The 12,098-nt window shown below is 68.2% G+C and carries 14 protein-coding genes; 9 read left to right on the top strand and 5 right to left on the bottom strand.

Translation table 11 applies throughout. The annotated features are described in order from the left end of the window. Nucleotides 1-75: 75 nt before the first annotated feature. The 4 genes from ABD231_RS19355 (at nucleotide 76) to ABD231_RS19340 (ending at nucleotide 2,916) form a co-directional block, all read left to right on the top strand. Entirely contained in the window at nucleotides 76-777 is a 702-nt protein-coding gene (locus ABD231_RS19355) for a GAF and ANTAR domain-containing protein (RefSeq protein WP_344153494.1), read from the top strand. A 68-nt stretch (nucleotides 778-845) separates the two neighbouring features. After that, nucleotides 846-1,067 (top strand): hypothetical protein, encoded by a 222-nt coding sequence (locus ABD231_RS19350; protein WP_344153492.1) that lies wholly within the window; start codon nucleotides 846-848, stop codon nucleotides 1,065-1,067. Between the two features lie 9 nt (nucleotides 1,068-1,076). Beyond that, the gene (locus ABD231_RS19345; RefSeq protein WP_344153490.1) at nucleotides 1,077-2,213 is read left to right on the top strand and encodes an ROK family protein; all 1,137 of its coding nucleotides are present in this window, start codon (nucleotides 1,077-1,079) and stop codon (nucleotides 2,211-2,213) included. A gap of 31 nt (nucleotides 2,214-2,244) precedes the next feature. Beyond that, nucleotides 2,245-2,916, top strand: a complete 672-nt coding sequence (locus ABD231_RS19340) for a GNAT family N-acetyltransferase (protein ID WP_344153487.1) — start codon at nucleotides 2,245-2,247, stop codon at nucleotides 2,914-2,916. Here ABD231_RS19340 and ABD231_RS19335 read toward each other — a convergent pair. Next, nucleotides 2,860-3,402: a CGNR zinc finger domain-containing protein gene (locus tag ABD231_RS19335; RefSeq protein WP_344153484.1), complete on the bottom strand. Its 543-nt coding sequence runs from the start codon at nucleotides 3,400-3,402 to the stop codon at nucleotides 2,860-2,862. The genes ABD231_RS19340 and ABD231_RS19335 overlap by 57 nt on opposite strands. Before the next feature lie 221 nt (nucleotides 3,403-3,623). Here ABD231_RS19335 and alr point away from each other — a divergent pair, with 221 nt between their 5' ends. The 5 genes from alr to ABD231_RS19310 all read left to right on the top strand — a co-directional run bounded on the left by alr (nucleotide 3,624) and on the right by ABD231_RS19310 (nucleotide 8,364). Then, a complete protein-coding gene (gene alr, locus ABD231_RS19330) occupies nucleotides 3,624-4,775 on the top strand; it encodes an alanine racemase (protein WP_344153481.1) in 1,152 nt (383 codons plus the stop codon). Then, the gene (locus ABD231_RS19325) at nucleotides 4,772-5,740 is read left to right on the top strand and encodes a D-alanine--D-alanine ligase family protein (RefSeq protein ID WP_344153478.1); all 969 of its coding nucleotides are present in this window, start codon (nucleotides 4,772-4,774) and stop codon (nucleotides 5,738-5,740) included. The genes alr and ABD231_RS19325 overlap by 4 nt, the downstream gene beginning before the upstream one ends. Further along, nucleotides 5,737-6,366, top strand: a complete 630-nt coding sequence (locus ABD231_RS19320) for a M15 family metallopeptidase (protein ID WP_344153475.1) — start codon at nucleotides 5,737-5,739, stop codon at nucleotides 6,364-6,366. The genes ABD231_RS19325 and ABD231_RS19320 overlap by 4 nt, the downstream gene beginning before the upstream one ends. 313 nt (nucleotides 6,367-6,679) lie before the next feature. Beyond that, nucleotides 6,680-6,841 carry a hypothetical protein gene (locus ABD231_RS19315; protein WP_344153472.1) on the top strand — a complete coding sequence of 54 codons (162 nt, stop codon included), beginning with the start codon at nucleotides 6,680-6,682 and terminating at the stop codon, nucleotides 6,839-6,841. Beyond that, nucleotides 6,841-8,364, top strand: a complete 1,524-nt coding sequence (locus ABD231_RS19310; protein ID WP_344153469.1) for an N-acetylmuramoyl-L-alanine amidase — start codon at nucleotides 6,841-6,843, stop codon at nucleotides 8,362-8,364. The genes ABD231_RS19315 and ABD231_RS19310 overlap by 1 nt, the downstream gene beginning before the upstream one ends. Before the next feature lie 1,021 nt (nucleotides 8,365-9,385). Here the strand turns inward: ABD231_RS19310 and ABD231_RS19305 are convergent. From ABD231_RS19305 to ABD231_RS19290, 4 genes are all read right to left on the bottom strand, one after another. Continuing rightward, nucleotides 9,386-9,532: a hypothetical protein gene (locus tag ABD231_RS19305; protein ID WP_344153466.1), complete on the bottom strand. Its 147-nt coding sequence runs from the start codon at nucleotides 9,530-9,532 to the stop codon at nucleotides 9,386-9,388. Nucleotides 9,533-9,793: 261 nt separating this feature from the next. After that, entirely contained in the window at nucleotides 9,794-10,618 is an 825-nt protein-coding gene (gene fdhD, locus ABD231_RS19300; RefSeq protein ID WP_344153464.1) for a formate dehydrogenase accessory sulfurtransferase FdhD, read from the bottom strand. Continuing rightward, entirely contained in the window at nucleotides 10,606-11,850 is a 1,245-nt protein-coding gene (locus ABD231_RS19295) for a molybdopterin molybdotransferase MoeA (RefSeq protein WP_344153461.1), read from the bottom strand. Before ABD231_RS19295 ends, fdhD begins: the two co-directional genes overlap by 13 nt. Then, nucleotides 11,847-12,074, bottom strand: coding sequence for a formate dehydrogenase subunit delta (locus ABD231_RS19290; RefSeq protein WP_344153458.1), 228 nt, complete (start codon nucleotides 12,072-12,074; stop codon nucleotides 11,847-11,849). The genes ABD231_RS19295 and ABD231_RS19290 overlap by 4 nt, the downstream gene beginning before the upstream one ends. Nucleotides 12,075-12,098: the final 24 nt, after the last annotated feature.

Raw genomic sequence — 12,098 nt, 5'->3', positions numbered from 1 at the left:
GCTGCATGATGTCTCCTGCAGACACCGCCAAACTCCTTTGGTGTCCGGTGCGCCCAGACCGAGTGGAGTACGTCGTTGACCGAGCAAGAGCTCACCGCCGCCTCGGCGGATGCGTTCGCGCAATTGGCCATCGAGTTGCACGATGCCCCTGGCGTCGAGGAGACCATCGATGCCGTCGTCCAGTTCGCGTTGCAGGCGCTGAGCTGCACGTACGCCGGTGTCGCGCTGTACACGCGGGGCGGCAGCCCGGAGATCGCGGCGGTGACCGATCCGGTCGTGGCCGATGTCTACGAGCTGCAGCTCCGCACTGACGTCGGCCCGCTGGTGACCGCCCTGCGGGACCGAACCACGATCCTGATCCGTGACACCGAGACCGACGGCCGCTGGCCGGAATGGACCAGCAAAGTCGCGGCGCTCGGGGTCCGCAGCTCGCTCGACGTCCCGCTGGCAACCGGTGACGCGGCCGGCCAGACCGTCGGCGTACTGGGCCTCTACAGCCCGACCCCCGATGCCTTCACCGAAGACGACGAGGCAATCGCCCACATCCTCGCCCGACACGCCTCAGTCGCCGTCGCCTCCGCCCGGCACGAGGAAACAATGGCCCAGGCCGTCGACGCCCGCAAACTCGTCGGCCAGGCCATGGGCATCCTGATGGAGCGCTTCGACGTCGACGGCGACCGAGCCTTCGCCATCCTCAAGCGCTACTCCCAAGACACCAACACCAAACTCCGAGACGTAGCCCAACAACTGATCGACACCCGAAAGCTCCCCCACTGATCACAGAGTGGTGCACCACCGATCCTCGGACGTAACAGAGTGAGCTGCGAGTCTGGGACAGTGGCGGGGTGACAGTTGAGCAGGTGTGGGCGGCCCGACGCCTGCGGACGGACATCATCCGCCTGCGCATCGCCACCGGCCTCCTGCTCGTGACCGGCGTCATACTCCTCTTCGCCATCTCCCACCCCATGCCCGGCCTCCTCGTGATGCTGTGCGCCCTCTTCACGCTCGCCGCGGCGAGCAGCCGCTCCACCCGCCTGCGCCGCCTGGAACGTCAGCTGCGCGATTAGGCTGTTGGAATGGGGAGTTGGCAGCCGTTGGTGGGGCCCTCTCGGCAGGTGGCGTTGGAGATCCTGCTGGATGGGCCGCTGTCGCGTGCCGAGCTGTCTCGGCGGGTGGGGTTGTCGCCGGGGAGTTTGACACGGTTGACGAAGCCGATGGTGGAGTCGGGGTTGCTGGTCGAGGTGTCGGCTGGGCCTACGGATGCCCGGGTCGGGCGGCCGTCGCAGCCGTTGGATCTCGATCCGGCGGCTCATCACTTCGTGGGGATCAAACTCACCGGCGACCGGGCGATCGGCGTACTGACGACGTTGCGGGCCGAGGTGATTGCGAGCCTGGAGCGGCCGCTGACTGATCACACACCGTCTGCCGTGGTTGACCTCATCATGGAGCTGACTGACGATCTCGCGGCCCAGTCGCCGCGGGCGATCACGGGGATCGGGGTGACGCTTGGCGGGCGGGTTGCCAACGGGACCGAGGTTCGCTGGGGGCCGTACTTGGATTGGGTGGACGTGCCGCTCGGCGAGCTGCTGGCTGCCGGGACCAGTACGCCGATCGTGGTGGCGAACGATCTTGACGCGTTGACCGAGGCGACGCACTGGTTCGGGGCCGGGCGTGGTGCGGACCGGTTCGTGCTGATCACCATCGGCGCCGGCGTCGGGTACGGCCTCGTCGTCCACAACCGGACGATCGAGAGCCCGGACACCAGCATCGGTCTGATCGGTCATCATCCACTGATCCCCGACGGCCCACTCTGCGACCGCGGGCACCGCGGGTGCGCGCTCAGCCTGCTCACTGTGGGCTCGATCACCTCCCGGGTCGGCGCCGCGCTCGGACGGACGGTCGACTACGAGGAGTGCCTGGATCTCGCGGCCAAGGGCGACCCCGCGGCCGAGCCTGTGATCAGCCAGGCCGGGTTCGCGCTCGGCAAGCTCATCGCCGCCGCCGCGAACTTCACCATGCCCCAGCGGGTCGTCCTCGGCGGCGAGGGCGTCCGGCTCGCCGAGGTTGCCCGGACCGAACTGCTGGCTGCCCTGCACGCCGACCGGCACCCCTCCGGCGCCGAGCTGCCGATGGTCCTGCAGCCCGCCGACTTCACCGAATGGGCCCGCGGCGGCGCGGTGATCGCCATCCAGACCTTCGTCCTCGGTAACTGACTAACTCAAAATAAACAGTTACACTCACGACATGGATACCGTGAGGCGATGGATGGCGGGCTGGCGGCTGTGCCGCGGCCTGGAACAACCGCTCGAGTACGACGACGTCCTGCTCGCGCACCTCGGCCTGCCCGGGCGTGAGCGGGAGATGTTCACGCTGACCGACGACCCGGCCCTCATCGATCGCCTGGCCGCGGCCGTCACCGAGACCACCTGGCTGACCGTCACCACGCAGTACGGCGACGCCGCGGCCGCACGAATGGGCGCCGCCGGACTGCAGCCGTTCGCGGAACAAAAGGTGCTGATGTCGACCGCGCTGCGCAACCACCCGCAGCCGGCGACACCCCCGCCATACCAGCTGTCTGTGCAGACCGACGGACCACTGGATCGCGTGCAACTCCAGACCCCGGACGGCACAGTCGCCGCCCGCGGAATGATGGCAACCGTCGGCACAGACGCGGTCATGCACGACATCCACACCGACCCCGACCATCGCCGCCGCGGCCTCGGCAGTGTGGTGATGGGCGCGCTCAGCCGGCGCGCGCTCGAGCGCGGCGCGGACAGCGCTCTCCTGATGGCGACCGAGGTCGGCGTCCAGCTCTACCGCTCACTCGGTTGGTTGCCGGAAGCAACCATGGTGACGGCGTCAGGCAGTGCGAGCGCGGTGCGCAGCGACCTTGGTGCGGTTCTGGCAAGCCGTTGAGCAGAACCGCTGAGTGCGGTTCCGGGTCGAATCCAAGAACAGGTCATCACACCGCGAGGCCGCACACCGCCGCAGCCGCTCCGAGTCGTGACTGCCGAGCAACATCGCCACCGCAGTCGCGAACTCGGCCAGCCACCCGGTCGCCGCGGAAACCCCCGGCGCCGCGAAATGCAGGTGCCACAGCTGCCCCGGCTCCCGGGTCAGCTGCGGCGTCGCCTGAGTACGCCGCAGCAAGTCGTTGACCAGCGCCACAGCTCCATCGACATCCGGTAACAGGCTCAGCGCGTCATACAACTGCCGCGCGCCCGTCTCATATTCATGGAGCTCGATCGGGACGGTTCGATTGGTGGTGAGCCGCAGCACGCCGCGGATGGCCTCGTCGTCCGGCGGCGCGGCCGGCCGGCCATGCCGTGCGGGTGCACCGAAGACGTTCGCCAGCGCGATGGCCGCGGTGAGCGACGCCTGCAGGTGTTCGGTGGGCTCCACGCCGACCAGTATCCGGCAGCTGCACACAGCCACCCAATCTCACGCTGCGTAGCGCGGCTATGGTGAAACGCAGCGGATACGGACCTCCGAGAAGGTATTCAGGCCTTCGGGTGAACCTTTGGTAGGGAGCAGAGCGTCAGACCAGAGTCGTACGTCAGATCTGCGCAACATCCTTCCGTGATCCGATGAACTGATGGTTGCCAGCTACAACAATGAGGAATATGAACTTGGTCCAGGCCCGGCAGCGCCCGGCGCCCGCGGGAACAGTGTCTACCGGTTTGGCTGGTCTGTCCGAGGCCGTAGTCGACCTGTCGGCAGTGCGGGACAACGTCCGGACATTCCGGCGGCTGACTCCGCATGACGTGATGGCCGTGGTCAAGGCCGACGCGTTCGGGCACGGCGCCGTACCGGTGGCTCGGGCTGCCATCGATGCCGGGGCGACCTGGCTGGGTGTCGCGCGGGCTGATGAGGCCCTGCAACTGCGGGCCGCTGGCCTGACCGCCCCGCTCCTGACCTGGCTGTACGACGCCGCCGAGCTGATGCTGCTCGGTGACATGGACGTCGATGTCAGCGTCTCCACGGTCGCCGAGCTGCAGCGGGTTGCCTCGGTTCCGGCCGTCAAAAACGTGCATTTGAAACTCGATACCGGTCTGCACCGGGCCGGCAGCACCCCCGACCAGTGGATTGAACTGACCCGGGCCGCGGCGCACCACGAGGCGCTCGGTGCGCTCGTCGTCCGGGGAATCTGGTCGCATCTGTCGCACGGCGACGATCCGCACGCCGTCCAGAGCCGGAAGCAGTTGCAGCTGCTCCGGACCGGGGTGGTGCTGGCCCGGCGCGCAGGGCTGCGCCCGAGCACGACCCACCTGGCCAACTCGGCCGGGGCGATCAACCTCGACGCGCCCGACTGTGACGTGATCCGGATCGGCGCCGGTCTCTACGGCATCGACGAGACCGGGATCGGGCTGCGGCCGGCAATGCGGTTGATGAGCAAGGCCTTCCAGGTACGCCGGATCAGCGCCGGCGAAGGCGTTTCGTACGGACATGATTTCGTCGCCGAGCGCGACACCACCGTGCTGCTGGTCCCGCTCGGGTACGCCGACGGGATTCCGCGGGTCGCGGTCGAGCAGGCTAGTGTGCTGTGCCGCGGGGTCCGGATGCCGGTAGTCGGCCGGATCGCGATGGACCAGTTCGTCGTCGACGCCGGTGATCTGGCGGTCGATCCGGGCGAGCCGGTGACGATCTTCGGAGACGGTTCGCACGGCGAACCGACCGCCAAGGACTGGGCGGACTGGGCCGGAACCATCCCGCACGAAATCTACTGTGGCATCGGAACCAGGGTGCCGCGTCGCTATGAGGAGGCAACTCGATGAAGGTCGCGGTCGTGATGGGCGGCGCCAGCCCCGAACACCACGTGTCCCTGGCCAGCGGCAAGGGGATCGCCGACGCGGTCGCCTCGCTCGGTCACACCGCGGTTCCGCTCGTCATCGACCAGCAGGGCGACTGGGCCAACGGCCTGCACGAGGCGATCGACCTGCTCCGCGCGGTCGACGTCGTACTGATCGGTCTGCACGGCGAGTACGGCGAGGACGGCCGCCTGCAGGGCTTCCTCGACCAGCTGAAGGTCCCGTACGTCGGCAGTGGCGTCACCGCGAGCGCGGTCGGCCTGGACAAGCACCTGACGAAGGCGGTTCTGCGCGCGCACGGCATTCCGGTCACTCCGGGTGTGCGGTTGTTCGGCGCGGAGACCCAGGACGCCGAGGCCGCCGTACAGAAGCTGAAGGAGGCCGATGTCGAGTTCCCGGTCTTCGTGAAGCCCGCGAACGGCGGTTCCAGCTTCGGCGTCGGTCGCGCCACCGACCTGGCCTCGCTGGCCGACGCGGTCGCCGCGGCGGCCGAGCTCGACCCGCAGGTCCTGGTCGAGAAGGAGATGGTCGGCCGCGAGATCGACCTCGCCGTCCTGCAGTTCCCCGACGGCCGGGTCGAGGTCGGCCCGCCGCTGGAGATCCACAGCGACCCGGCCCAACCGTTCTTCAACGCGACCGCCAAGTACGACGCCGCGAGCGCGACCGAGTTCGTCGTACCGGCGCCGTTGACCCCGGAGCTGGCCGAGTTGCTGAACCGGACCGCGCTCGAGGTCTTCGAGGTGCTCGGCTGCAAGGGCCTGGCCCGGGTCGACTTCTTCGTCCCCGCGGACGGCAAGCCGGTCGTGAACGAGATCAACACGCTGCCCGGATTCACCCCGGCCTCGCAGTTCCCGCGGATGTGGGCCGCGGCCGGATACACCTACGCCGACGTGGTCGACGTACTGATCAAGACGGCGGTCGCCCAGTCGTGACGGTACTGCTCAGCGATGACCGGATCACCCGGATCGACGCGATCGAGAACGGCGAACCGGTGGTCGAGTTGGCCACCCGCGGCATCCAGACCCCCGGTACGGCGTACTCCCGTGAAGGTGTTGCGGACCGGCTCGCGATCGCGAACGCCTTCCTGCCGTCAGGGATCCAGCTGCACGTGGTCGAGGGATTGCGGCCGCTCGAGTCCCAGCGGGAGATCTACGACGGCTACTGCGCCGAGCTCCGCACGCTGCATCCCGACCTGGACGAGGCCGAGATCCGCGTGCTGGCGAGCCGGTTCGTCTCCCCGATCGAGGTCGCGCCGCACGTGGCCGGCGCCGCCGTCGACCTGACGCTGGTCGGCGCGAGTGGTCCACTCGACCTCGGTACGCCGATCGACGCGACCCCCGAGCAGAGTGACGGAGCGTGCTTCTTCGCCGCCCCGAACATCAGCCGCGAGGCCCGCACGAACCGCGAACTGCTCGCCGACGTACTCACCTCGGCCGGTTTCGTCAACTACCCCACCGAGTGGTGGCACTGGTCCTACGGCGACCGCTACTGGGCCTACATCGAGAACCAGCCGCACGCCATCTACGGCCCCACCCCCTGGCCCACCACCCCCGCCTAACCCCCCATCTCGCCGGATATCCCCCCAGCAGAGGGGTTGCCCATCGAGATTCCGAGCAGGCAACCCCCCAACTCAAGGGGCAACCCCCAACCCTGGCAGGCAACCCCTCGCCTCGGCGGTTATCCCCTCAGATGAGGGGTTGCCCATCGAGAATCTGAGGGGGCAACCCCCTAACTCAGGGGTGATCCATTCAGATGGGGGTTGCCTGGGGTGGTGATGGGTGGGTGGGCCATTCCATGTGGATTGCATTGATTGCTGAGTGGGTCGGTCTGCTGGTCCTATGGCTCCACCGATCTTCATCGTTGGAGGACTTATGACCCCGCCCAGGTTGTCCCGCCGCAGAATCCTGCTGAGTATTCCGGCCGTGGCGCTGGCCGCGCAGGCCGGGCTCTCGGCCGCTACCGCTCAGGCGCTGAAGAAGAAGCCCGAGTGCCTGGCCGACCTGATCGCGGCCGACCCGACGGTGCTCCGCTGATGGCCAGCATCACCTGGCTCGCCGACGTGCTCCGGGCAGCCGGCGTACAGGTCGTCGAGGAGGGCAACTGGAAGGCCCGTGGGGTGTCCGGGTCGTTCAACCCGATCGGCGTGCTGTGGCATCACACCGCCGCAACGTCGAGCCCGAGCAACCCGCATCCCGCGCTGGGCATCTGCATCAACGGCCGCTCCGACCTGCAAGGCCCGCTGTGCCAGGCGCTGGTCGACTACAACGGCGTGTTCCACGTCATCTCGGCGAACCGCGCGAACCACGCGGGCGCGGCCCGGGCCAGCGGTCCGATCCCGGCCGGTGACGGCAACACCATGCTGATCGGCTGGGAGATCGACTACAACGGCGTCAATCAGCAGATGACACCGGCACAGTACGACGCCTCCGTGAAGGCGACAGTCGCCGTACTGCGGCAGCTCGGTCGCGACGCGAGTTACGTCCGCGGTCACCGCGAGACGTCGACGACCGGCAAGATCGACCCGTCGTTCATCGATCTGGACGCGCTGCGGGCGGAGATCGCCCAGCAGCTCGCCGGTGGCGGCGGCGCGGGTGGTCAGGCGTACCGGTATCTCGACCAGCAGCACGTGGCGGCAGTCGGTACTGGCGGCACGCTGGTGAACCTGATGTGGTCGCCGGCGACCGACAAGGTCATCCAGGACTGGGGATCGAGCAACCTGGCCGGGAAGCCGATCGGGTACGTGCACAACGGTCAGCAGCATGTATTTGCCCGCGGCAAGGACAACACCGTGCGGCACTGGTGGCAGGCGGGAACCGGCGCGCCCGTGCTCGACACCTGGGGCACCGAAGGACGCGTGCTGTCGAACCCGACCGGTTTCGCGTACAAGAACCAGCAGCACCTGTTCTACCGCAACCCGGACGGGAACCTGGAACACAAGTTCTGGGACCAGGGTACCGACCAGATCACCACGGGCGTCTGGGCCAACGGTCCCTTCGTCGGTAACCCGTTTGCCTTTGTACACAAGGATCAACAGCACATCTTCGGTCGCGGCCCGAACGGCGAACTGAAGCACTGGTCGTGGGCTCCGGGCGGCAATCCGGCGTACGACAACTGGGGCGTCGCCAGCGGTGTCACGTCGGACGTGACTGGGTTCAGCACCGGCGTACAAGCGCATGTGTTCTTCCGGAACGCGGATGGGCAACTGCAGCACCGCTTCCTCGACGGTACGACGGTGCTCGGCGACGTGTGGAGTGGTGGGCCCTTCGTCGGGAACCCACATGCGTTCGCCCACAAGAACCAGCAGCACGTCGTTGCCCGCAAGGAGAACGGTGACCTCGTCCACTTCTACTGGTCCCCCACCATCGACCCACCCGAGTCCGACAACTGGGGCGCCGTAGGCGTAGTAACCGACGACCCGATCGGCCTCTCCACCGCCGACGCCCACCACGTCTTCTACCGCATAGCCAACGGCTCGTTGGAACACCGCTACTTCGTAGACGCCGAAGCCCGCCAAGCCACCGACAACTGGGGCGGCTCCCTAGCCCCCACCTCCTAACCCCATTTGGTGGGTGAACCCCAAGCCAGTTGGTTACGCGGTTCGGGGTGGTGGCAAGAGCGGTGCTGTACGGCGCCCCTGGGGAGCGCTACCCCACCGAATCGGCGGGTGGGGCTCCCCAGCCGTGTGGAAAGCGTGGTGGCGGGTCCTGCCCGAATCGGTTTGGGGAGGATGTTTGGCCGGTGTCGATCTGGTGTGGGGTAGATATCGGTCGTATTTGGGGGGTGGATCCTCCCCGAATGGCTACGGGCAGTGCGCTGGCGTTCCCCGAACCGGTTGGGGGAGTTGGGAGTTGGGTCGGCGGCTGGCTCGGTTGGTGCCGCCCGAGCCGCCTTGACAAACCGGCCTGGGGGCCCCATCTGCTGGGTTCACCCATCCGCTTGTGGGTTCTGTACTCGCATGCGGGTGCAGAACCCACAACCTCATGGGGGAACCCACGAGATGCATCGGGACCAGAGGCGGGACCACTGCCAACCCGAGCCTTCCCCACACGGCAACCACAGCCCGGCACCCCAAGTCTTTCCGCACGGCAACCAAGACCCGGCAACCCGAGTCTTTTCGCACCCCAGCCACAGCCCGGTCACCCAAGGGCAGCGTGAAACCGCGGTCACCGGACCCCGCCATCCAGCCCAGCCACCGCGGCGCCCCGCCACGCTGTCTTTCAGGTCGGCCGGGAGCGGTGATCGGCCACCGCGCACGTCCCCGGCCGAGAACCTTTCGGTCTGCACCCCGGCCTCGGCCGCCAAAGGGCGGCCGACTGAAGCCGGAGGGCGAGCTGGGCGGGTGGCTGGGCTGGATGGCGAGGCCGGCGACCGCGGTTTCACGTTGCCTGGGGCTGACGGGCTGTGGCTGGGGTGCGTGACGCCCGAGATTTGCGTTGTCCGAGGGGTTTTGGGGACTCGGTGACGAATATCCATCGGGTAACGCACCCGGGGCAGCCCCCGGGGCCCGGGATCGCGGGCCGGCGATCACCTTGAGCACAGTCAACCACGCGCGCCCCGCCGAAACGGTCGAACGGTGCTCAAAGTCGACCGGCCGGCTCACCTGGGGCACCTGTCAGCCATTGTTCGGCCGCGTACGTGGTTGAGCCGTGCACGACGTAGTACCGGCTCAAGGCGAGGTGGGTGGTGGCGACGTGGGCCTGGCGCCGTGGGCCTGGCGTACTCACGATTCCCTGAACCGGTTTGGGGAGGATGGGCGCGGTCGCGGGAGTGGTCTGGGGAGGATTCACCGCCCGAATGCGTCCGGGATCCGCCCCGAACCGGTTTGGGGAGGATCCGGCCCCCCGGCCAGGGGTGAGGGGAACGCGGGGGCCTGCTCGCTGGTTCCGGGTGGGGGTAGGGCTCGCTGAGGTCGCCGTACTGGACCGTGCATGACGCGACCCCGAACCGCCTAACTAGCCGGCCTTGGGGTTCACCCACCAAACGGATCAGCTGGTGATGCGGTGGGGGTGGGTGTAGGCGTTGAGGGAGCCGTTGCGGATGAAGGCGGCTAGGGTCAGGCCGGATTCTTCGGCTAGGTCGGCGGCCAGGGAGCTGGGGGCGGAGACTGCGCCTAGGACTGGGATGCCGGCCATGACGGCTTTTTGGGCTAGCTCGAAGCTGGCTCGGCCGGAGACTATGAGGATGAGGCCGCGGGCTGGGATTCGGTTGTCGAGGAGGGCCCAGCCGATGACTTTGTCGACGGCGTTGTGGCGGCCTACGTCCTCGCGTACGACGAGGAGTTCGCCGGTGGGGGTGAACAGGCCGGCCGCGTGTAGACCGCCGGTGCGGTCGAACACCTGCTGCCGGGTGCGGAGTACGTCGGGCAGTTTCGCCAGTACGTCGTACCGGATCTGGGTCTCGTCGTCGGCCGGGGAATACCTTGTTTTCAAGCGGACTGCGTCGAGTGACGCTTTGCCGCAGACGCCGCAGGATGAGGTGGTGTAGAAGTTGCGCTCGACTCCCGTGACCGGCGGCGGTACGCCGGGGGCAAGGCCGAGGTCGAGGACGTTGTAGGTGTTGCGGCCTTCGTCATCACGCGAATCGCAGTAGCGCGCATCGCGGATGTCGTCGACGCTCCCGATCACGCCTTCGGTGTGCAGGAACCCGTGCGCGAGCTCGACATCGTGGCCGGGCGTGCGCATCGTGACGGCGAGGGGTTTGCCGTCGACGCGAAGTTCGAGGGGTTCCTCTACGGCAAGGGAGTCGGGTCGGCTGCGCTCGCCGTCCGGTCCTATTCGGACGACCGGACGCCGCGCAATCAGCCGCCCCATGGCCGCGCCCCCGGATCCAGCGGCAACAACCGCGCCGCAATAGCCTCAGCCGGCCCCGGTTCCACAACTGCCAGGGCGTCCGCCCCAGCGGCACCCCGCAACATCGCTGATCCACCGTGTCCCACCGGTACGGCGCCTTGCCCGGTAACGCGAACTGGTACCAATCGCGTGCTGTGCGGATGACAAGCCACCCCACCCGGAATAGCCGCCACAGCCAACGCCGGCAACGGCAGCCCCCGCAGCCGCGAGATCGCCGCCACCCCCACCGTCAGAAACGCACTCAAAGCCGCCAACGGGTTCCCCGGCAACCCAACCACCAACCGCCCATCCCCCAACCGAGCCACCGCCTGCGGATGCCCCGGCCGGCAATCCACCCCATCCACCACCAACTCAGCCCCCAGCTCGGATAACACCGCCCGCAAATGATCAGCCGGACCCGCCGCCGAAGACCCCGAAACCAAAATCAAATCAGCACCACTCAGCCCGCCGGCCGGCTCGGTGGGCCCGCCCGCCCTCGGTCGGCCGGTCGGGGAGAGTGCCTCGGCCAGAGCAGTTCGAGTGTCCGGGAGATGCTGGATCGGGCCGAGTCGTGCGCCTGCGCGAGTGATCAGGTCGGGCAGCATCGGTCCGATCGCATCCCGGACCCGCCCTGGGCCGGAGGTTCCTTGGTGGACTAGTTCGTCGCCGGTTATTAGGGCGGCGACTACTGGTTGGGGGATGACGGTTAGGCGGTTCAGGCCTAGGGAGGCGGCTAGGCCTAGGACTGGGCCGTCTACGACGACGCCTGCGGGGAGGACTACCTCGCCTGCTTGGCATTCCTCGCCGGCTCGGCGGATGTGTTTGCCGGGGGCGGATGGGCCGCGGACCCAGTGGCCGTCTAGCTCGATGTCTTCGTCTCGGATGACGCTGGTGGCGCCTGCTGGTACGGCGGCGCCGGTGGTGATGCTGCAGGCTTGGCCGTCGGCTAGTTCGATCGAGGCGGCGGAGTCGGCGGCTACGTGGGCGATGACGCGCCAGGGGCCGGGACCGCGGATGGCGTAGCCGTCCATGGCTGAGCGGTCTACTGGTGGGACTGCGGCTGGCGAGACCAGAGGGCTTGCGAGTACGCAGCCGGCGGCGTCGGCGAGGGCGCGGGAGACTGCCGGTTGGGGGCGGCCGACTAGGTGGGCGACCCGGCGGGCTGCGTCCCACGACACGTGGTCGCGTCGTGGGAGGTCGTTCGGCTGGGTCACTTGGCGGCTGCTTGGAGTTGCTGGGCGGCGAGGGCGGCGGCTGGGTCGAGGTCTTCGGCGCCGGCTTCGACGTGGGCGATCAAGGCCTGCTTCATCCGCGGATCCCAGGTGATCCGCATGTGGTTGGCAATAGCCGTGGCCGCCTCGGTCGGCGCCCGGTGAGCGAACTGAGCGGCAATCTCGTTCGCCAGCCGCACGTACGGCGGCACGGTAGCGCGGCTCATCGACCATCACCCACGCACGACGGC

It is taken from the genome of Kribbella yunnanensis (assembly GCF_039529655.1).
Classification (GTDB): Bacteria; Actinomycetota; Actinomycetes; order Propionibacteriales; family Kribbellaceae; genus Kribbella; species Kribbella yunnanensis.
Note: the sequence above shows the minus strand (reverse complement) of the source record. Positions and strands in the feature narration are given on the sequence as shown.